At 59.2% G+C, this 20404-nt stretch carries 20 protein-coding genes and 1 other RNA gene; 9 read left to right on the forward strand and 12 right to left on the reverse strand.

Translation table 11 applies throughout. The features are described from left to right. Positions 1-83 precede the first annotated feature (83 nt). Positions 84-656 (forward strand): GNAT family N-acetyltransferase, encoded by a 573-nt coding sequence (locus ACOYXG_RS03310; protein WP_103367751.1) that lies wholly within the window; start codon positions 84-86, stop codon positions 654-656. A 151-nt stretch (positions 657-807) separates the two neighbouring features. On the opposite strand, the gene ACOYXG_RS03315 is transcribed toward ACOYXG_RS03310, so the two are convergent. Beyond that, on the reverse strand, positions 808-1731 hold the full coding sequence (locus ACOYXG_RS03315; RefSeq protein ID WP_103367752.1) for a hypothetical protein: 924 nt from the start codon (positions 1729-1731) through the stop codon (positions 808-810). 205 nt (positions 1732-1936) lie between these two features. Here ACOYXG_RS03315 and ACOYXG_RS03320 point away from each other — a divergent pair, with 205 nt between their 5' ends. Beyond that, complete coding sequence (locus tag ACOYXG_RS03320) at positions 1937-2977, forward strand: DMT family transporter (protein ID WP_460355902.1); 1041 nt, start codon at positions 1937-1939, stop codon at positions 2975-2977. A gap of 81 nt (positions 2978-3058) precedes the next feature. Continuing rightward, positions 3059-3688: a hypothetical protein gene (locus tag ACOYXG_RS03325; RefSeq protein WP_047291136.1), complete on the forward strand. Its 630-nt coding sequence runs from the start codon at positions 3059-3061 to the stop codon at positions 3686-3688. Positions 3689-3865: 177 nt separating this feature from the next. Here the strand turns inward: ACOYXG_RS03325 and ssrA are convergent. The 8 genes from ssrA to ACOYXG_RS03365 all read right to left on the reverse strand — a co-directional run bounded on the left by ssrA (position 3866) and on the right by ACOYXG_RS03365 (position 12837). Next, positions 3866-4255: a transfer-messenger RNA gene (gene ssrA, locus ACOYXG_RS03330) on the reverse strand. A 96-nt stretch (positions 4256-4351) separates the two neighbouring features. Further along, positions 4352-4627, reverse strand: coding sequence for a hypothetical protein (locus tag ACOYXG_RS03335; RefSeq protein WP_027610765.1), 276 nt, complete (start codon positions 4625-4627; stop codon positions 4352-4354). A gap of 197 nt (positions 4628-4824) precedes the next feature. Further along, positions 4825-5106 carry a hypothetical protein gene (locus ACOYXG_RS03340; protein ID WP_027610766.1) on the reverse strand — a complete coding sequence of 94 codons (282 nt, stop codon included), beginning with the start codon at positions 5104-5106 and terminating at the stop codon, positions 4825-4827. Between the two features lie 132 nt (positions 5107-5238). Continuing rightward, positions 5239-8049, reverse strand: coding sequence for an FAD-binding and (Fe-S)-binding domain-containing protein (locus ACOYXG_RS03345; protein ID WP_460355906.1), 2811 nt, complete (start codon positions 8047-8049; stop codon positions 5239-5241). After that, positions 8046-8717: a LutC/YkgG family protein gene (locus tag ACOYXG_RS03350; RefSeq protein WP_027610768.1), complete on the reverse strand. Its 672-nt coding sequence runs from the start codon at positions 8715-8717 to the stop codon at positions 8046-8048. The genes ACOYXG_RS03345 and ACOYXG_RS03350 overlap by 4 nt, the downstream gene beginning before the upstream one ends. Then, positions 8717-10171: a LutB/LldF family L-lactate oxidation iron-sulfur protein gene (locus ACOYXG_RS03355; RefSeq protein WP_460355909.1), complete on the reverse strand. Its 1455-nt coding sequence runs from the start codon at positions 10169-10171 to the stop codon at positions 8717-8719. Before ACOYXG_RS03355 ends, ACOYXG_RS03350 begins: the two co-directional genes overlap by 1 nt. After that, a complete protein-coding gene (locus ACOYXG_RS03360) occupies positions 10168-10992 on the reverse strand; it encodes a (Fe-S)-binding protein (RefSeq protein WP_460355912.1) in 825 nt (274 codons plus the stop codon). The genes ACOYXG_RS03355 and ACOYXG_RS03360 overlap by 4 nt, the downstream gene beginning before the upstream one ends. 150 nt (positions 10993-11142) lie before the next feature. Next, entirely contained in the window at positions 11143-12837 is a 1695-nt protein-coding gene (locus ACOYXG_RS03365; RefSeq protein ID WP_027610771.1) for a lactate permease LctP family transporter, read from the reverse strand. A gap of 261 nt (positions 12838-13098) precedes the next feature. On the opposite strand from ACOYXG_RS03365, the gene ACOYXG_RS03370 reads away from it, so the two are divergent. Beyond that, entirely contained in the window at positions 13099-13866 is a 768-nt protein-coding gene (locus ACOYXG_RS03370) for a GntR family transcriptional regulator (RefSeq protein ID WP_027610772.1), read from the forward strand. A gap of 102 nt (positions 13867-13968) precedes the next feature. Here ACOYXG_RS03370 and smpB read toward each other — a convergent pair whose 3' ends face one another. Continuing rightward, positions 13969-14451 (reverse strand): SsrA-binding protein SmpB, encoded by a 483-nt coding sequence (smpB, locus tag ACOYXG_RS03375; protein ID WP_003221505.1) that lies wholly within the window; start codon positions 14449-14451, stop codon positions 13969-13971. A 119-nt stretch (positions 14452-14570) separates the two neighbouring features. Here smpB and ACOYXG_RS03380 point away from each other — a divergent pair, with 119 nt between their 5' ends. Genes ACOYXG_RS03380 through ACOYXG_RS03390 form a run of 3 tightly spaced genes read left to right on the forward strand, consistent with a single transcriptional unit; the run spans position 14571 to position 16723 of the window. Next, the gene (locus tag ACOYXG_RS03380; RefSeq protein WP_007961408.1) at positions 14571-15974 is read left to right on the forward strand and encodes a sodium-dependent transporter; all 1404 of its coding nucleotides are present in this window, start codon (positions 14571-14573) and stop codon (positions 15972-15974) included. A gap of 7 nt (positions 15975-15981) precedes the next feature. Continuing rightward, positions 15982-16416: a type II toxin-antitoxin system RatA family toxin gene (locus tag ACOYXG_RS03385; RefSeq protein WP_003221509.1), complete on the forward strand. Its 435-nt coding sequence runs from the start codon at positions 15982-15984 to the stop codon at positions 16414-16416. Beyond that, the gene (locus ACOYXG_RS03390) at positions 16409-16723 is read left to right on the forward strand and encodes an RnfH family protein (RefSeq protein ID WP_183784723.1); all 315 of its coding nucleotides are present in this window, start codon (positions 16409-16411) and stop codon (positions 16721-16723) included. The genes ACOYXG_RS03385 and ACOYXG_RS03390 overlap by 8 nt, the downstream gene beginning before the upstream one ends. 61 nt (positions 16724-16784) lie before the next feature. Here the strand turns inward: ACOYXG_RS03390 and ACOYXG_RS03395 are convergent, their stop codons facing one another. Then, positions 16785-17312: an outer membrane protein assembly factor BamE gene (locus tag ACOYXG_RS03395; RefSeq protein WP_027610774.1), complete on the reverse strand. Its 528-nt coding sequence runs from the start codon at positions 17310-17312 to the stop codon at positions 16785-16787. A 97-nt stretch (positions 17313-17409) separates the two neighbouring features. Between ACOYXG_RS03395 and fur the strand changes: the two genes are divergently transcribed. Then, positions 17410-17814 carry a ferric iron uptake transcriptional regulator gene (fur, locus tag ACOYXG_RS03400; protein WP_003221515.1) on the forward strand — a complete coding sequence of 135 codons (405 nt, stop codon included), beginning with the start codon at positions 17410-17412 and terminating at the stop codon, positions 17812-17814. A gap of 75 nt (positions 17815-17889) precedes the next feature. On the opposite strand, the gene recN is transcribed toward fur, so the two are convergent. After that, positions 17890-19563 (reverse strand): DNA repair protein RecN, encoded by a 1674-nt coding sequence (gene recN, locus ACOYXG_RS03405; RefSeq protein WP_346651665.1) that lies wholly within the window; start codon positions 19561-19563, stop codon positions 17890-17892. A 240-nt stretch (positions 19564-19803) separates the two neighbouring features. Between recN and grpE the strand changes: the two genes are divergently transcribed. Continuing rightward, positions 19804-20370 (forward strand): nucleotide exchange factor GrpE, encoded by a 567-nt coding sequence (grpE, locus tag ACOYXG_RS03410; RefSeq protein WP_007961425.1) that lies wholly within the window; start codon positions 19804-19806, stop codon positions 20368-20370. Positions 20371-20404 lie beyond the last annotated feature (34 nt).

A 20404-nucleotide genomic window follows, 5' to 3' on the forward strand; every position in this document is an offset into this window, starting at 1 on the left:
ACCGCGCTGGCGCTCTGTAAATTTCTTTGGTTGAGTGCACAGGGTTATCGACTGCGGCATTTCCGGGATTGGAGGAACAAGCAATGGAATTTGCATTGACGGTGAACGGGTTGGCGCTGCGTGTTCGGGCGCCGGACCCAGCGCTGGTCGCTCCGGTGCGGGAGGCGCTGAACGCCAGTTACCACGAGCATGCGCCTTTTCTCGAGTGGGCGGTTGAACACACCAGTGAGGAGCGGGCGCTTTCGTCCATGCTGCAAGCGCGGGCTGATTTCGCCAGCGAGACCGGTGAGCGGCGCTTATTCATCGTGACTGAAGACGAACAAGCCGTCGTTGGCTGCATCGGCCTCGTGCCGCGTCGACGCAAGCGTTATGTCGTCGGTTATTGGGCCAACAGCGCGTTTGCCGGCAAGGGCTACATGCGCGAAGTACTGCAGCAACTGGTCAGGCGCCTGCCGGAGTTCACCTTTTACCTGACCACATCGTCGGCCAACGCTCGCAGTCAGCGTCTGGCTGAAGCGGCGGCGTTTGCGCTGATCAGGGTTCACCCACAGGCGCGGCAATCGCAGCAGCACGGCGTGCAGGACACTTGGGTGTATCGCTTCGGCAGCAAACGCCAGGCAAAAAAAAGCCCGCGGGAGAGCGCGGGCGAACCGTAGTTTCTTGAATGAGCGAGCGGACTGTACCGTGTTGATCGAGCCTGAGCAGTGAAGAAAAATTCATCTCGGCAGCGACCGCTCTGCAATGCCTCAGGGCAGATGATCCGCGGCGAAATCGGCTTCCGGGTCGGCCGTAACGAGCCAGGTCATTTCAGAATTCCGTGACCTTGTCCTCGCGCAAAATCCACCCGGCTTCACCCGCCACCAACTTGTACTGAACCTGACGCATCTTCCCAGTACGCCCGGCGCCAGCGTCGGCACTGTCATACACCGGGAAACGTTGCACCAGGGTGCTTTCCACCACCGCAAACGAGTCCTCGCCCTGATAGCCCGACGCGGTCTTCGGGTTGTCGCTGACCGGAGGCAAGTAGATTGCGCTCAGGGATTTCTTGTTGTTGGCTGAATAGGCGATCAGTTCGCCCGGCATGCCGCGCCCGGGCGAGCGGGTAAAAACGTAGAGTTCGGGGGAGCCGTCGTTATTGATGTCGGCGACTTCGGCGCGTACCACATCACCCGTTAGCGCCTGGCTGATGACCGTGTTGTCGATCTCCAGCCCCTTGGGAGCGATGCGCAGCGTCGGTTTGCCATCGACCTGCTCGGTGCTGACGTGAAAAGCGATGCCGTGCAATTCCAGCGTCTGATCGAATGGCTGCTGCCGGCTGATGGCATCGCCATTGACCAGCCTCAGCGACAACTGATAGTTGGCCACTTCATTACGCCGGGCGGCGTTGCGCATGAGGTAGACCTGAACCGTGTACTCGCCATCGCCGGGCAGTGGGCCGAGAAAGTGATTGCCCATGATCGAGCCGTTGAACAGCGCGTAATCCGCACCCTTGGCGAGGATGTTGAAGTAAGCGGAGGTGTTGGACGGTTTGAAGTCGACGGTCAGTATCTGGCCGGCTTTGGCGTTGAATGTGTACTGCGCGGTCTGGTCACCCTTGATCGACTGTTTGCGCTGGATGCTGTCGGCACTGGTTGTGAACGCGATCGGCTCGACGCGCACGGTGGGGGCGTCGGCCGCATGGACGGACAAGGAAATCAGCGCGGCCAGCGCTACGACAATCCAGCTCTTCATCTTCAACTCCATTGCATCTCGATGTTCGCAGCATAGAGCCTGCTTCGAGTGCCCGCCCAGAGATTGCGCGGATTAAATGTTGCTGGATTTGAGCACGTGCCAGAGTTGATGTTCGCTGACACGAATCAGCTGTTCACATAATTCTCACCTGAGTTTTGCGATGATGGGCGTCGGTATTCCATCGGCCCGAGCGAGTGATCCCGGCATGAATGTGAGCGTTCTCCACGCATTGATTGCGGCGGCGCTGTTTGGCGCCAGTACGCCCCTTGCCAAACTGTTGGGGGTACAGGTTTCGCCGATTCTGCTGGCCGGGTTGCTCTATCTCGGTAGCGGTCTGGGCTTGACCGCCCTGCGTTTTGTCCGCGATCGTGGCTGGAAGCCTTCCGGGCTCGGCACCGGTGAATGGCCATGGCTGCTCGGCGCCATCGGCTTCGGCGGAGTGCTGGCGCCGGTGGCGCTGATGTTCGGTCTGACCCGAACGTCCGGCGCGAGCGCGTCACTGATGCTCAACCTCGAATCCGTGCTCACGGCGCTGCTGGCGTGGGTGGTGTTCAAGGAAAATGCCGACCGACGAATCGTGATCGGCATGCTCGCCATCGTCGCCGGCGGTGTCGTGCTGTCCTGGCCGCAAGGGACCGTTTCGGCGCAAGACTGGACCGGCCCGTTGGCCGTCGCTTTCGCCTGCTTCTGCTGGGCCATCGACAACAACCTGACGCGCAAGGTGTCTGCCTCGGATGCACTGTTCATCGCCGGCAGCAAAGGCCTCGTGGCCGGTTTGGTCAACTGCACACTGGCCCTGTTCATCGGCACCCAACTACCCGTCGCCACCTCGCTGGTGCCGATCATGCTGGTCGGCTTTCTCGGCTACGGCGTCAGCCTGGTAATGTTCGTCCTCGCCCTGCGCGGCCTCGGCAGCGCACGCACCGGCGCCTACTTTTCCACCGCACCGTTTCTCGGCGCAGGCATCTCGATTCTGCTGCTCGGCGAGTCGATATCGCTGATGTTTCTGCTCGCAGCGGCGTTAATGGCCGTGGGGGTATGGATTCATCTGATGGAAAACCATGTTCATGAGCATCAGCACGAACCGCTTGAGCATGATCATCGGCATACACACGATGAGCATCATCAACATACGCATGGTTTTGACTGGGATGGGGCGGAGCCGCATAGCCATCCGCATGTGCATACGCCGATGCGGCACAGTCATGCGCATTTTCCGGATGTGCATCATCGGCATGGGCATTGATTGAAACTCTGAAGTCTGTCGATTGATGTCATTGTGATATCGTCGCTGTCGATTTCTTCAGTCTTTCACTCGAGTCATTCCATGAAACCAATTTTCCTGTTGTTGCCCATTGCGGCCCTTTTTTCTGCTTTCAGCGTTGCCGCTGCACCTTCGCCGGTGGCGTCGTTTGCCGCTTGTGACGATCACTCCCTGGCAGTCGTGCAATCACCTTTGTTCAAGGATCTGGTGCCGAGCACGGTCGAAAATGGCCAGATCAAATTGTCCGGCGGCACCAAGAGCGATATGGGGCAGCGCTGGATGTTCGCCAAGCCGGTCGAAATTGACGGCATGTCGTTGACCGGCTTCTACGCCGAAGATACAGACCTGATGGGCACTCGCATCATCAGTTGGGGGTTCTACGCCAAACAGACGCCGAATGAACTCCACACCCAGTTGGAAAAAGCGGGCGGGCCGCGTATGGACATGTCGCAGGGACTCTACGCACGCGCGGAAATCTGGTCCCACGGCAAATCCAACTGGCAGCCGGAAGACCCATCCGCAACGGCGGGCAAGCTGGTTGTCGACAGTGCCGAGCGCGTGTTCCTGATCGAGCCTGCTCCGCAAGAGCTGACGACTGGCAGCAAGGGGATGTTTACCTGCTCGATTCAAGGCAAGGTCAATGAGGCTATGCTCAAATCCAGCCGCCCGGATTTGCTCAGCGCGGTTCATTGATTTTGATGAATGCGGGTACGAAAAAGGACGACATCGTGTCGTCCTTTTTTGTGAGTAGGCAGAGCATTGCCGGGGTTATCGAGTTCGATCGCTTGCAGGCTGTGGGCTTGTGTGGCCGGTTTGGCTGATGTCCAGATGCGACAAAGCCCGCACAAGGCGGGCTTTGTCGTCGAGAGTTGGTGGAGCCGGGGGGATTTGAACCCCCGTCCGCCAGTGCTCCGCTGTCGGTACTACATGCGTAGCCGTGTCTATTAAGTTAACCCTCAGCGACCCGACGGGCAGGGTGCTTTGGGCGAGTTGTGTAAGTTTTAGCCGCTTCGTCCACAACGTACTGCACGGCGATTCTGTTCTATATGACAATCATTTCGGGTTTACAGACATCCCCTGATGATTGCTGGGCCCGAAGGCACCAGGAGTGCATGTCAGCTGCAATTAAGCAGCGAGAGCAGCACCGTATTGGTCGTCATTGGCAACTATAAGAAGTTGCAACAGTGGATTTACGACTTCTGTTACCAAGTCGGCATGCACCTAAAGTTTCGTCACCGGCGTCGAATCCTAATCGGCCCCGAACTCATTGCCTCGTACATCAGGTGAGGCAACAAGCCTGCGCAGTGTACGCCAAACGGCCGGCGAGGCCAACCCGAAGGTTGGCCTCGTGGCATATCAATTGCGCGTTGGATTGCGGATTTGCATTTTGGTTATCAAGGAAGAGGTGACCTCAACGCAATCCTTGTCATTGCCGGCCGCCTGCGCGTCTTCAGCTTTTTTCTGCGCTTCCTTGACGTTGTTCATGGACGTCTCGGGAATTGACGGCTGACTGGTAACGAAGTCTTTGATGGTTTGAAGATTCCCGGCACAAAGGTCTTTGTCTGCCGCAAACACCGGCGACGTCAGCAGGGCACCAGCGATGAACAATCCAGCAATTGCAGAATGCTTCATGGGTATCTCCTTGAACGGTTGGTCTCGGTGCTGCCGGACGGTCTGGCGGCGATGCCGAGGTCGTAACAGGCCGTGTATGGTAGTGGGCCTGTTCAATCGACCGCGGCCGCACGCAGGAATTCGGTTTTTTTTACATCGTGGCCCGTCAACCCGAACCGCGCTGCATCACGCCACCTGAAGACTGGTCGTCCCGAGGTTTATTTCTTGGTATCACCCGTCGAGTTCTGGATTACCAGAAGGGTTTGCTGGGTTTCCGCCAGGCAGTCGTCGATCCTGCCCTGAGCCTTGAGGGCCTGGGCTTTGCTGACGCTTGCCGAGACGCGCGAATTCAGATCCGGCGACGTCTGATATTGCGTCTTGGCGCTTTCGATCTTTTGCAGATTCGCCTCGCACAAGTCGGCAGGTTTGCCATCGGCGAACGAAGTAGAAGCCATCATCGAGGCAGTAACGAACAGACCAAACAGTACAGAATGCTTCATGAGTATCTCCTTGCACTGAGGAATCCAGACTCTCGCTGACCGTCAGAGCAGGCCAGCGAAAGGAGGAAAAGCCCCGCGTGTTCGGGGCTTGTTCTGTGGACTACCGCCTCGCTCAAGGGTTCTAACTTTCTTTTAGCAGGCCTTCGCTCGAGTGACCCGATCCACCAGATAGACCAGTCCGTGATAGTCGATGCCGCCGTGCTGCGTCAGGCCGATCTCACAGGTGCGGCTGGTGGAAATGCCTTCGCTGCAATGCTGCACCGCGTCCTTGAGTGTGCGCAGCGAGTGGCTGTTCAGCTCCGGCGTGGTGAAACCCTTATCACCGGCAAACCCGCAACAATGGATGCCTTCCGGGATCACCACGGTTTTGCTGCATTTGCGTGCCAGTTCGATCAGCGCCTGGCTTTCGCCCAGATGCTGCGTGCTGCAGGTCACATGAACTGCAATCGGTGCTTCTTGCGGGGTGAACTCCAGTCGATCGAGAAGATGCGTACGGATGAAGCGCACCGGGTCATACAGATCCAGGCGAACATTTCCCACGTCCTGCACCAGGCGCAAGGTGCACGGGCTGGTGTCGCAATAGATCGGATCGAGTCCACCGCGACTGGCGTGCAGCAGCGCGCTGATCAATTCCTGACGCTTGTGCTCGGCCTGTTCGGCATAGCCTTTGGAAGCAAACGGCTGACCGCAGCAGAGGTTGTCCTGATTGTCCGGGAACACCACTTGGTAACCGGCCTTTTCCAGCAGGCCACGGGTCTTGTCGTACAGCGACATCTGCTCTTTGTCGCCGGCTGCCGGGCCCATCACCCGTGAAACACAGGCGGCCAGATACACAACGCGTGGGCGTTCGTCGGACACGCTCGGGCTGAAGCGAATGGCTTTTTCCGGTTGCGGCATCGCGTTGGTCCACAGCGGCACCTGCCCCTTGGACAAAAGCGTCAGGGTTGCCGACAGCTTCGCCAGGCGCGTTGCGCCAAGCAACATCCGTGCGCCGTTGGCCACGTGCAGGGTGAAGCGTGCGCCTTGCAGGGTCTTGGCGAAATTTCCTTCGATCCAGTCAGCGGTTTTCTGATGCGTGGCGTTACGGGCGCGGAGCTTTTTCACCAGTTCGCCGGTATTGATGCCTACGGGGCAACGCTGCGCGCACAAGCCTGTCGCGGCACAGGTTTCAATGCCTTGGTACTCGTAGGCTTGTTCCAGCTCGGTGGTGTCAACGCCGGCGCGTTTCTTCGCCTGAATGTCACGCCAGATCACGATGCGCTGGCGCGGGCTGAGGGTCAGACCTTTCGACGGGCAGACCGGTTCGCAGAAGCCGCACTCGATGCATTTATCGACAATCTCGTCAGCCGCCGGCAGCGGCTTGAGGTGCTTGAGGTGGATCTGCGGATCTTCGCTGAGCACCACGTCGGGGTTGAGGATGCCGTTGGGGTCGAGCAGACGTTTGAGCTGCCACATCAACTGATAGGCATCGCTGCCCCATTCCAGCTCAACGAACGGCGCCATGTTGCGCCCGGTGCCGTGTTCGGCCTTGAGCGAACCGCCGAATTCCACCGCCACCAGTTGCGCCACGTCGTCCATGAACGCCTGATAGCGTGCGACTTCTTCCGGACTGTTGAAGCCTTGGGTGAAAACGAAGTGCAGATTGCCTTCCAGTGCGTGTCCGAAAAGGATCGCTTCGTCGTAGGCGTGTTTGTCGAACAGCGCGATCAGGCGATTGACGCCGATGGCCAGTTGTTCGACCGGGAAGGTCACGTCTTCGATGATCACCGTGGTGCCGGTTTTGCGCACGGCGCCGACGGCGGGAAAGGTGTCCTTGCGGATGGCCCAAAGCTTGGCGTTCTCGGCCGGATCTTCGGTGAAATCGACCTGTTTTTCCACCGGAAAACTGGTCAACGAAGCCATGATCTGCGCCAGTTGTTCTTGCAGCAAAGTGGAAGAGGCGGCGCGGGATTCGATCAGCAGCGCGCAGGCATTATTCGACAGCTGCTGTACGAAATCCGGCATGCCCGGTTTGTCCTGCACCGAGCGCAGGCTGCGTCGATCGAGCAGTTCTACGGCTGACACCGGTTGGCTTTTCAGCACGGTGACCGCGTTGCAGCAGGTTTCCACATCCGGGAACACGATCAGCGCCGACGCCTTGTTCGGATGGTCGATCACCGTGTCATAGGTCACCGCGCTGATGAAGCCAAGGGTGCCTTCGGAACCGACCAGCAAGTGGCTCAAGATATCCACAGGCTCGTCGAAATCCACCAGAGCGTTGAGTGACAGACCGGTGGTATTTTTCAGACGATATTTGTGGCGGATTCGCGCAGCGAGTTCTGCATTGGCGCGGGTCTCGCGGCCCAATGTCGCCAAGCGCTCCAGCAGATCGCTGTGGCTGACGCGGAAAGCGGCGACGCTGGCGGCGTCTTCGGTGTCGAGACGGGTGCCGTCGGCGAGTACCAAGCGAATTCCGGCCAGGGTGTGGTAGGTATTTTGCGCGGTGCCGCAGCACATGCCGCTGGCGTTGTTGGCGACGATGCCGCCGATTTTGCAGGCATTGATCGACGCCGGGTCCGGGCCTATCTTGCGCCCGAACGGTGCCAGCCACGCGTTGGCCTGCGCGCCGATCACGCCCGGCTGCAGGCGGATTTGCAGGCCCTGATCGCGAATCTCGCGAGCGTTCCAGTTATCCCCCAGCACAATCAGCACCGAATCGCTGATCGCCTGCCCGGACAAACTGGTGCCAGCGGCGCGGAAGGTCACCGGGACTTGATCGCGCTGGGCCAGTTTCAGTAGCGCCACCACTTCGTCCTCGGACTCGACGCGGATCACCAGTTTGGGAATCAGCCGATAAAAACTGGCGTCGGTGCCGAAGGCCAAGGTCGACAGTGGATCGTCGAAACGGCGATCTGCTGGAATCAGTTGCTGCGCATCGCGCAGGAAATTCACCGGAAGCGTCATTGGTCCTCCAGGATCAGTACCACCAGATCTTTCGGGCCGTGGGCGCCGTAGGCCAGCACTTGTTCGATGTCGGCGGTTTTCGACGGGCCGGACACCAGCAGTGCGTTGGTCGGCATGCCTTGGGCCCACTCGAACTCCTGTTGCACCTGATAGAAGTTGTCGCGGATTTCGCTGGCCTTAAGCAGGGCGAAATGCACCGGCGGCACCAGGCTCATCAACCGCGGTTCTTCACGGGTTGGCCAGAGGATCAGGCTGCCAGTGGCGGCGATGGCACCGAGAGTGCCGGTAAGGCTGGCCGGGGTGTCGTTGAACAGCTCGGCTTTCCACTCCTCCATCGGCCGGTCGTAGGACTTCAGTGCCGGCAGATCAGGATTGTTCGCCCAGTGTTGTGAGATGCGCTGCCCGTGAGGCGTAGTCGGTGCGATCAGCAGGCTTGGCAGTTGACGGTCACGCAGTAATTGCGCGAGCAGCGTCGGCCAGTCTGCGCCGGTAGTCAGATGGATTTCGGTGTGCACCGCTTCCATCAGTTTGCGCAGTTGCGGGATACGTTGCTCGGCGCTGTAGGTGTAAGGCTGGGTCACCAGATCGACGTCGAAGTCGTCGGCAATCGGTGTGGTGCCGGTCAGACTTTTCCGTAGCTTGGCGAGGATATTTTGCTTGGCGCTCATCAGCGATCTCCCTGTTTGCCCAGATGCTCGCGGGCCATGTCGTGCAGTGAGCGGGCGGCGGGTTTTGGTGCGCTGTGGTTTTGCGTCCACGGGCCGACATTGCTCGGGGTCAGGGCACGCAGGCGTGTGGCGAAGAAACCGAACAACCGATACAACGTCGGCGAGCTGTTGAGTTTCGCCCAGGCGTTCCAGATGAAACGTTCCTTGCGCGAATACTTGCTGCCCTGACCGCGCATCACTTGATGCGGACTGTCCGGGGCTTTGACGTTTTCTTCGCGCAATCGCCGCAGCAGGGCAGGGATCGGAATTTTCACCGGGCACACTTCACCGCAGGCACCGCACAACGACGAAGCGCTCGGGTGATCCGGGACTTTTGCCAGACCGACCATGTGCGGCGTGATGATTTTGCCGATCGGTCCCGGGTACACCTCGCCGTAGGTGTGGCCTCCGACGCGGGTGTAAACCGGGCAATGGTTCATGCAGGCACCGCAGCGGATGCAGTTGAGGGTCTGGCGCAGTTCGCTGTCGGCAAAGGCCTGGCTGCGACCGTTATCGAGCAGCACCAGATGCACTTCTTGCGGGCCGTCGAGTTCATGTTCCTTGCGCGGGCCGGAGATCATGTTGACGTAAGTGGTGATCGGAATGCCCAGCGCCGAGCGGGTCAGCAGCGACAACAGCGGCACCACGTCGCGCAGGTTTTCCACGACCTTTTCGATGCCGGTGACGGCGATGTGCACCGGCGGCACGGTGGTGGTCATGCGCCCGTTGCCTTCGTTTTCCACCAGCAGCAGGGTGCCGGTTTCGGCCACGGCGAAGTTGACGCCGGAAACGCCGATGTCCGCTTCGAAGAATTTCTGCCGCAGGACTCTGCGACCGATCTGAATGAGTTGGTCAACGTCCTTGATGTACTCCACGCCAAGTTTGTCGTGGAACAAGGACGCGACCTGACCGGCATTCTTGTGGATCGCCGGCATAATGATGTGTGAAGGCTTTTCGTGGTCGAGCTGGACGATGTATTCCCCCATGTCGGACTCCAGGCATTCAACACCTTGAGCCTCGAGGAAATGGTTCATCTCCATCTCTTCGCTGACCATCGATTTGCCCTTGATCACTTGCCGCGCCTCGTGAGCGCGGATGATCGAAAGGACGATGCCATTGGCTTCGTCCACCGTTTCCGCCCAGTGCACTGTCACACCGTTGCGGGTCAGGTTCTGTTCCAGTTGCTCGAGCAGGTCGGGCAACTTGGAGAGCGCACGCGCCCTGATCGAGTTGCCCAGGGCGCGCAAGTGTTCTCTTTCGTGGGCATCGCTGAAAGCCGCTGCCCGCTTGGTCATCAGTGAATCCATCGCAGTGCGGAAGTTGTTCCGTAGCTGCTGATCACCCAGGGCGTTGTGTGCTCGGGTGCGGAAATCTTCTTCTACGGCAACCGTAGGAATAATCGTCGAGGTGCTCATTGCGCACCTCCGGTTCGTTGCCACAGAAAGCTGGCGAGATGTTGCCCGCGCAGCGCTTCCTTTTGTTTCTCCAACGCGCCGTTGATGTTCATCAAACAGCCACAGTCGGCGCTCAACACTTTGTGCGCGCCGGAATCCTTCAACGCCCGGGTCTTGTCCGCCACCATCGCGCCGGAAATGTCTGGCATACGGACGCTGAATGTCCCACCGAAGCCACAGCATTCGCTTTCGTGGTCGTGGTTGACCCGTTCCACTTTGCTCAACTGCGCCAACAACTCGCGGCCGTGCAGGTGGGTGTTCATTTCGCGCCGTGCCGAACACGAAGTGTGCAGCGCGACTTTCACCGGCTCACCGCTGTCCTTGAGCTGCACCTTGCAGACGAACAGCAGGAACTCGGCCAGCTCATAGGTGCGGGCCGCGAGTGCCTGCACCTGTTTCAACGTTTGCGGCTCGTCCTTGAACAAGTCGGCGTAATGCTCGCGCAACATGCCCGCGCAGGAACCCGACGGCACCACCACCGGATAATCCCCGGCAAACAGCGCCAGTTGCGCGCGCGCCACCGTCCGCGCCTGCTCGGTATAACCCGAGGTGTAGGCCGGTTGCCCGCAGCAGCTCTGCCCTTGCGGGTACTCGACCTTGATCCCTTCACGCTCGAGCAAGTGGATCGCGTCCATCCCGGCTTCGGGGTAGAACAGGTCGACCACGCAGGTGCCGAACAGGTAGACCCGCGACGGTTTCTCGCTGGGGTACTGCCGCGGTTCGGGCAGTGGCGGTGCGACGCGGGTGGCGTTGGGCACAGCGTTGTAAAAAAGCTCGCTCATCAGGCGTGTCTCCGGGTGGGCCCGGTTATCCGTCTGTTGAGACTGCTGAATATAAAGCGCCTTGCTTTCAGCAGCCTTACAGACCGGGGTGTGAATTGCTGACGCCGGAATCACCAGCCGGCGTCGGTTATTTCCGTTTTGTTTATAGGTTTAGTGCACCAGCATGCCGGTGAACCAGTAAGCCTGGGCCAGAGTGATCAGGCCGACAATCGTGGCAAAGAATAGGCTGTGCTTGAGAGTGAAGCGGAACAGATCCGATTCCTTACCCACCAACCCGGTCGCGGCGCAGGCCACGGCGATCGATTGTGGCGAGATCATCTTGCCGGTCACACCGCCGCTGGTATTGGCGGCTACCAGCAGGGTGTCATTGACGCCGATCTGGTGTGCGGTGGTCGCCTGCAGCGAACTGAACAGCGCGTTGGACGAGGTATCCGAGCCGGTGAGGAACACGCCCAGCCAGCCGAGGAACGGCGAGAAGAACGGGAAGGCTGCGCCGGTCGCGGCCAATACCAGGGCCATGGTCGAAGACATGCCCGAGTAGTTGGTAACGAAAGCAAACGCCAACACCATGCCGATCGACAGAATAGGCCAGCGCAGTTCGTAAAAGGTTTCTTTCAAAGTGGTCAGACCAGTTTTGAAATTGATCTTCAATACCAGCATCGAGATCAGCGCCGAGAAGAAAATCGCGGTACCGGTCGCGGAAATCGGGTCGAGTTTGAACACGGCCGGGATTGCGGTCGGGGTGGCGACGATCGGAGCAGTCTTGATCACCAGTTGATCAAGGTGCGGGATGGCGAAGTTGAACACCCAGGCGTACATCGAACCGCCGGCGGCAAACATGGCCTTGAACGGCTTGAGGGTCCAGATGGTTACCAGCACGGTGAGGATCAGGAATGGCGACCAGGCGATGAAAATTTCCCAGAGGCTGTAAGGCGACGCCACGGTGCTGCGCTTCTGGCCGAAACCTCCTGCGCTGGCGGTCACCACCGAGGCCGAAACGGCGCCGGCGATGTGTTGGCCGGCGGCGCGTTTTGGCTGCCAGACTTTGAGGAACAGGGTAAGGGAAATCAGGCTGGCCAGAGCCGAGGTGATATCCGGCAACTCCGGGCCGATGAAGTTCGAAGTGAAGTACTGGGTCACGGCGAAGCTCAGGCCTGCAACCAGCGCTGCCGGCCAGGTTTCACGCACGCCACGCAGGCCGTCCATCATGAACACCAGCCAGAACGGCACGAACAGCGACAGCAGCGGCAGTTGGCGGCCGGTCATGGCGCCGATCTTGAACGCGTCGATGCCGGTCACTTGCCCGGCAACAATGATTGGAATGCCCAGTGCGCCAAACGCTACTGGCGCGGTGTTGGCAATCAGGCACAGGCCAGCGGCGTACAGCGGGTTGAAGCCGAGGCCGACCAGCAGCGCGGCGGTAATCGCTACCGGCGCGCCGAAGCCGGCGGCACCTTCCAGAAACGCACCGAAACAGAAACCGATCAGCAGCACCTGCAGGCGTTGGTCGTCGGTGATCGACAGCACCGAACTGCGAATGACCTCGAACTGACCACTCTTGACCGTCAGTTTGTAGAGGAACACCGCCGCGACAATGATCCAGGCAATCGGCCACAGACCGTAGGCAAAGCCGTATCCGGCCGCGGCGAAGGCCATGTCGACCGGCATGTGGAAGGCGAAAATCGCCACGGCAATCGACAGGGCCAGCGTGATGCTGCCGGCCACGTGACCCTTGAGGCGGAACACCGCCAGCGCGAGAAAGAAGAAAACGATGGGGATGACGGCCGCAAGAGCGGAGACGCCGAGACTGCCGAGCGGGGTATAGAGCTGTTGCCAGGTTTGCATATGGGGTGGCCCCTAATTGTTGTTGGTCAGGCACTGTCAGCGTTCTTGGTTAATTGGTAATACCAATTTACAATCGCTGTTGGCTAGGGTAAAAGCCTTGATGTCGGTGTGTCAATTTGTCGCCCTGAAACTTTTGTCGAACAGGCGGTGCAGAGGGCATCTGATCCGGTCGGGCGAATGTGCGCTGACAGGTGTCGGCGGGGCGCCGATAGGCCAGAATAGAGAGCCCGGCGAGCGGTCGGGATCGTGGAGAATTGAGTTATGGGGTTTGATCAGATTCGTCAGCGCCGTTTGTCTGACGATATTGTCGAGCGCCTCGAGGGGATGATCCTCGAGGGCACGCTGAAGTCCGGCGAACGGCTTCCGGCCGAGCGCGCCTTGGCCGAGCAGTTCGGCGTGTCGCGTCCGTCGTTGCGCGAAGCGATTCAGAAACTGGCGGCCAAGGGCTTGCTGGTCAGTCGCCAGGGTGGCGGCAATTATGTGGTGGAAACGCTCGGCTCGACTTTCAGCGATCCCTTGCTATTGCTGCTGGAGAGCAATCCCGAGGCGCAGCGCGACTTGCTGGAGTTTCGGCACACTCTGGAGGCATCGTGCGCCTATTACGCAGCATTGCGCGCTACGGATGTGGATCGTGAGCGTCTGACTGCTGCGTTCAATGAGTTGCAGGATTGCTATACGCGGCATGACGAAGTGAGCCGGGCGGAAGAGGGCGCGGCGGATGCGAAGTTTCATCTGGCGATCGCCGAAGCCAGCCACAACGCAGTGCTGCTGCACACCATTCGCGGGTTGTTCGATCTGCTCAAGCGTAACGTAGTGACCAACATCGGCGGTATGTACAAGCAGCGCACGGAAACCCGCGACATGCTGATTTCTCAGCACCGGGAGCTGTATCTGGCGATTATCGAGGGGCGTGCGGAGCAGGCGCGGGAGGTTTCCAGCCGGCACATTCTGTATGTGCAGGAGGTGCTGGAGGAGGTGCGGCAGGAAGTTCAGCGCATGGCTCGGGCGGAGCGGCGCAAGGGGATGTAGCTTTTAGAAGCAAAAAGATCGCAGCCTTCGGCAGCTCTTACAGGGAAATTCTCATTCCTGTGTAGGAGCTGCCGCAGGCTGCGATCTTTTACAGCAGGAAAATTATTCTTCCTTGCCCTTGTTGCGCACGGCGCGCTGCAATTCACGACCGGCGTCGCGTTCGCGCTCGGTGTCACGCTTGTCGTATTCCTTCTTGCCCTTGCCCAGAGCGATCTCGCACTTGACCATGTGCTTGCTCCAGTAGAAGGACAGGCACACGCAGGCGTAGCCTTTCTGTTGCACGGCAGCGGCGAGTTTTTCCAGCTCGCGCTTGTTGAGCAGCAGTTTGCGGGTGCGGGTCGGATCGGCGATGACGTGGGTGCTGGCGGTCATCAACGGCGTGATGTGACTGCCGAGGAGCCAGGCTTCGCCATCCTTGAGCAGCACGTAACTGTCGACCAGTTGCAGCTTGCTTGCCCGCAGACTTTTTACTTCCCAGCCGGCCAGGACCAGACCAGCCTCGAAACGATGTTCGATGAAGTAATCGTGTCGCGCCTTTTTGTTCTGCGCGATGGTCCCTGTTGGGTGTTTCTTCTGTTTAGCCATAGGGGCGGCATTATATGGAGATAAACGGTCCTCGGCTACGGTGATGCTGCGTGCTTGAGCAGGTTGAGTGAATCCCGGACAATGCGGCCTCTTTTTCTAACGCTTGGGCGTGATATTCAATGTCGACAGACAAGGTTTCTGTCCACGGCAGTTGGGCTAGCCGCTGGGTTTTCATATTCGCCGCGACCGGTTCGGCCGTGGGACTGGGCAGCATCTGGAAATTCCCCTACATGGTCGGGGTCTACGGTGGCGGCGCCTTCGTGCTGATGTTTCTGGCCTGCATCGCCCTGATCGGGATCCCGGTCATGCTGGCTGAAACCCTGATCGGCCGCCGCGCACGGCAGAGTCCGGCGAACGCCCTGAAGGTGCTGGCGCTGGAAGCCGGGCACTCGGGCAAGTGGTCGTGGGGCGCATTTGCCGGGATGATCACGGCGTTGCTGATCCTTTCTTTCTATAGTGTGGTTGGCGGCTGGTCGCTGGATTACATCATCGACATGGGGCGCGGCGACTTCCAGGGCGCCACGGCGGAGCAGGTCGGCGCTTATTTCGGCAATGTCATCTCCGATCCCTGGCGCCTGACACTTTGGCACACCGTTTTCATGCTGTTGTCGGCCGTGGTGATCGCCAAAGGCGTGGTTGCCGGGCTTGAGCGCAGTCTGCGGATCATGATGCCGCTGCTGTTCGTGATGGTGCTGGTGTTGCTGGGTTACAGCATGACCACCGGGCATTTCATGGAAGGCGTGCATTTCATGTTCGATTTCCACCCGGAAAAGGTCCTCGACGGCTTGCTGCCCGCCATGGGCCATGCGTTCTTTTCCCTGAGCGTGGGCGTCGGCTCGATCATGATCTACGGCGCTTACATGACCAAGGAAGCCTCGTTGTCCGGCACGGTGGTCGGTGTGGCACTGCTCGACACCTTCGTGTCGCTGGTGGCCGGTCTGGCATTGTTTCCGATTGTGTTTGCTGGCGGTTTGAACCCTAGCGAAGGTCCGGGCCTGATGTTCGTCAGTCTGCCATTTGCCTTCGGTAACGTGGTTTTCGGCCAATTGATGGGCGTGGTGTTCTTTGTCCTGGTGGCGATTGCCGCCTGGAGCTCGGCGATTTCCCTGCTCGAACCGATGGTTGCCTATCTGGTTGAGCGCACGAAAATCAGCCGTGGCTGGGTGACTTTCTGGCTGGCATTCATTTGCTGGTTCGTCGGTCTCGGTACGGTTTTCTCTTTCAATATCTGGAAGGAAGCCAAATTTTTCGTGAACGATGGCGGGCTGTTCCATCTCTATCAATGGGGTGCGGCAGGTGGTCTGGACTTCTTCGGCGTGATCGATTTCTTCACCTCGCGGATCATGTTGCCGCTCGGTGGCCTGTGCTTCGTGCTGTTTGCCGGTTGGGTGATGGGGCGTGAGGCGGTGCGTGACGAGTTGTCGATTCGTAACCCGGCGCTGTTTGCCCTGTCCTTGTTCTTGATGCGCTACGTGGCGCCCATCGGCATTCTGGTAGTGTTTGCCGCTCAGCTCTGGAAGTAACGCTTACATGACGACACATATTCAACGTTCGGCGTTGCTGCCATACCCGGCGCAATTCCTCTACGACCTGGTCAACGACGTCGCGCGTTACCCGGAATTCCTGCCGTGGTGCTCGTCCGCCGAGGTGCTGGAAAGCTCGCCCGAGCACATGCGTGCCAGCGTTGGCGTGGCCAAGGGTGGTCTGAGTCAGCACTTCGTCACGCGCAATACGCTGGTGCCGGGGCAATCGATCGAGATGAACCTGGAAGAAGGCCCGTTCAACCAACTGCATGGCGTCTGGGTCTTCAAGGCGTTGAACGAGAAGGCCTGCAAGATCAGTCTTGACCTGTCTTTCGACTACGCCGGCCCGCTGGTGCGCGCGACGCTCGGGCCGCTGTTCAATCAGGCAGCGAATACGCTGGTGGATGCGTTCTGCCAGCGTGCCAAGCAGATGCATGGTTGAGCCGGTGATCGAGATTGAAGTGGTGTATGCCGCCGTGGATCGTCAGATCTTGCGCACTTTGAGCGTTCCTGAAGGGACGACAGTGCGTGAGACGGTGCTCAAGTCAGGTATTGGCGATGAATTTCCGGAGCTGGACCTGAACGAATGTCCGCTGGGAATCTTCGGCAAGGTGGTGGCTGATTCACAGGTTCGCTTGATTCAGGCAGGGGATCGCATCGAGATCTACCGGCCGCTATTGGCAGATCCGAAAGAGGTTCGGCGCTTGCGGGCGGCCAAGGCTGCCGAAGCCAAGGCGCGAAATCAGTAGATAGGCCAAATCGCAGGCAATAAAAAACCCGGAAATTCCGGGTTTTTTATTGCCTCGCACATTACTGCGGCGAGGTGTCCAGCGGTTCAGGCGTCGGAACCGGAACGGTTTCAACACCGTCCACGTCCTTCTGGATCGAATCCAGCAAGGAACCTGGTTTGGCTGGTTGTTCCGGCTTCGGCTTCTCGGCGTTTTCAGCAGGGGCGGTCACGCTGGTGCCACTGTCCTTGCCGAGAATGGCTTCGTCACGGCTCACGCCCGGCATGAAGTCACCGGACAGGCTGACAAGCTGGTCGTTGGAGTTGAAGTTAACACTCACGCGTTCCTGTTGGCGTTCACCGCCACCAGGTTGCAGGCTGTACAGATAATCCCAGCGATCGGCATGGAACGTGTCGGTCAGCAGAGGGTTACCCATGATAAACCGTACTTGCCGACGGGTCATTCCCGGGCGTAACTGGTCTATCATGTCCTGCGTGACGACATTGCCCTGCTGGATGTCGATTTTGTAAACCCCGGGGAATGAACAACCGGCGAGTGCGAGCAGTCCCACAAAGGTGAAACTGGTTAGCAAGAGCTTGGTGTTTTGCATCGGTGGGCGACTTCCACTATCTTGGCTGGGACAACGTAAACGCCGATCATACCCGCATTAAGAGAAGCTGCGAAGCAGCATCGCGAGAAAGCTGACCATGGTTGAAAATAGCGAACTACGCAAAGCCGGCCTCAAAGTGACCCTGCCACGGGTCAAGATCCTGCAAATGCTCGATTCTACCGAGCAGCGTCACATGAGTGCCGAAGACGTCTACAAGGCGTTGATGGAAGCGGGCGAGGACGTTGGTCTGGCCACGGTTTACCGTGTTCTGACCCAGTTCGAAGCCGCTGGCCTCGTGGTCCGTCACAACTTCGACGGTGGCCACGCGGTATTCGAGCTGGCCGACGGTGGCCACCACGACCACATGGTCAACGTGGAAACCGGTGAAGTCGTCGAATTCGTCAGTCCGGAAATCGAAAAGCTCCAGAAGGCAATTGCCGAGGAGCACGGTGTTGATCTGGTAGATCACAATCTGGTGCTGTACGTACGCAAGAAAAAGTAAGCATGTCGCGCGAATTTCAGGTTCGCGAAACGAACGAAGGCGACCCAAGGGTCGCCTTCGTGCTTTCTGCTGTGCTTAAACTTTTGCGGTAACCACCATTTTTTTTGCGTGAGCCAAAGACTCTTTGGTCAGGTCGATGCCGCCCAGCATCCGCGCCACTTCTTCTATACGGTCGTTCTTGCTCAGCTTGGACACGGCGGTGTGAGTCGCTTGTTCGCCCCGTACCTTGTGCACGAATAAATGCTGATGACCCTGCGCTGCCACTTGCGGCAAGTGCGTCACGGTCAGCACCTGACCGCGATCGCCAAGCCGCCGCAGCAACTGGCCGACGATTTCGGCGGTCGGCCCGCCGATGCCCACGTCCACTTCGTCGAATACCAGGGTTGGTACCCGTGAGGTCTGCGCGGTGATCACCTGAATCGCCAGACTGATCCGCGACAGCTCGCCGCCGGAGGCCACTTTGGCCAGCGCCTTCAGTGGCTGGCCGGGGTTGGCGCTGACCAGCAGTTCAACCTGTTCCAGACCATTGGGCAGCAGTTCGTCGCTGCTATTGGCGCGCAATTCAATGGTGAAGCGCCCGCCCGGCATGCCCAAGCGCTGGATTTCCTGCTCCACGGCGCTGGCAAGGCTGCCGGCGGCCTGGTGACGCAAGTCGCTCAGCTCTCGGGCCTTCTCTTGATAATGGCGTGCGTAGGACGCCAGTTCTTCACCCAGGCGCTCGATGGATTCGTCGTTGGCGTTAAGGGTTTCGATCTCATCCAGCAACTTCTGCTGCATCTCGGCGACTTCGGTTGGCTGGATCCGGTGCTTGCGGGCCAGGGTGTAAATTGCGTCGAGGCGTTCTTCCAGATACTGCAGGCGCGCCGGATCGGCATCGAAGTTGTCGAGGAAGCGATTGAGTTCGCCCACGGCTTCTTCGACCTGGATCTGCGCGCTGGTCAGCAGGCTGCTGGCTTCGCCCAGTGCGCCAACCGAGTTGTTCACGCTCGACAGGCGATTGAGGCTGGCGGTCAGTGCATTCAGTACGTTGCCGGAATCGCTTTCGCTGCACTGCTCGACCACCTGTCGGCAGATGCCGAGCAGGGTTTCGGCATTGGTCAGATTCTTGTGTTCCTGCTCCAGCTGTTCCAGCTCGTTGTCGCCGAGGCCGAGGTTTTCCAGTTCTTCAAGCTGGTAGCTGAGCAGTTGGTGGCGCGCGCGTTGTTCGTCGCCAGAATTGGAGAGGCGCTCCAGCTCCTGGCGGGTTTGACGCCAGCGCTGCGCGGCGAGTTGAACCTGGCGGGCCAGATCGGTAGCGCCGGCGTATTCGTCGAGCAGGCGCCGGTGAGTGTCGGTCTTCAGCAGGGACTGGTGTTCGTGCTGGCTGTGGATATCGATCAGCAGCTCGCCGAGGGCCTTGAGATCGCCGAGCGGGCAGGGCGTGCCATTGATATAGCCGCGTGAACGGCCTTCAGCGGTGATCACCCGACGCAGGATGCACGGACCATCGCTTTCAAGATCGCGCTCGGCCAGCCAGGCATGGGCTTCGGGAATGTCGACCAGGTCGAAGGTGGCCAGGATATCGGCCTTGTCGGCGCCTGGGCGAACTACGCCGCTGTCGGCGCGATCGCCGAGGGTCAGGCCCAGGGCGTCGAGCATGATCGACTTGCCGGCGCCGGTTTCCCCTGTGATCACGCTCATCCCGCGATCGAGTTCGAGATCGAGATGTTCAACGATGGCGTAGTTATGTACGGACAGGTGCACCAGCATAAAGGCCGCTCCCAGGCTTTAGGTCTGGTTATTTATACAGTGTTTTGTTTCAGGCTGACAATGCCCTCGCTTAGCTCGATTTGCTTGATCCGATCAAATGCTTAGTCCGAGCAGGAATGACAATGCAGCACTTTTTTGTAGGGTTAATCATTGCAGGCCCTTGAAGCCTGATTTTGCGGCCCCATATATCGGGGCAGAAGCGCGAGTACTGCTCGCGGACGTAATTGAAAGGAGAATTCTATGGCTGACGAACAGACAGTAGATACGCAAAATCCAGAAGCCAATCAGGCGCCCGAAACTTCGGGTGACGACCTGGCGACCCGTGTACAAGTGCTCGAAGAGCAGTTGGCCGCCGCGCAGGATCAGTCGCTGCGCGTAGCTGCCGATCTGCAGAACGTCCGCCGTCGTGCCGAGCAGGATGTCGAGAAGGCGCACAAGTTTGCGCTGGAAAAATTCGCCGGTGACTTGCTGCCAATCGTCGACAGCCTGGAGCGCGGTCTCGAACTGTCGAGCCCGGACGACGAAAGCATCCGTCCGATGCGCGAAGGCATCGAGCTGACCCTGAAAATGTTCCACGACACCCTCAAGCGTTACCAGCTTGAAGCGATCGATCCGCATGGCGAACCGTTCAATGCCGTTCACCATCAGGCGATGGCCATGCAGGAAAGCGCCGACGTCGAACCGAACAGCGTTCTGAAGGTGTTCCAGAAGGGCTACCAGCTCAATGGCCGCCTGTTGCGTCCGGCCATGGTTGTGGTCAGCAAGGCGCCGGCGCCAATTTCGCCTTCGATTGACGAGAAGGCTTGAAATTAGCCGCAAGGCCCCCATTTAGAAGTCAAGC

The sequence above is a fragment of the Pseudomonas sp. G3-39 genome (assembly GCF_054790485.1).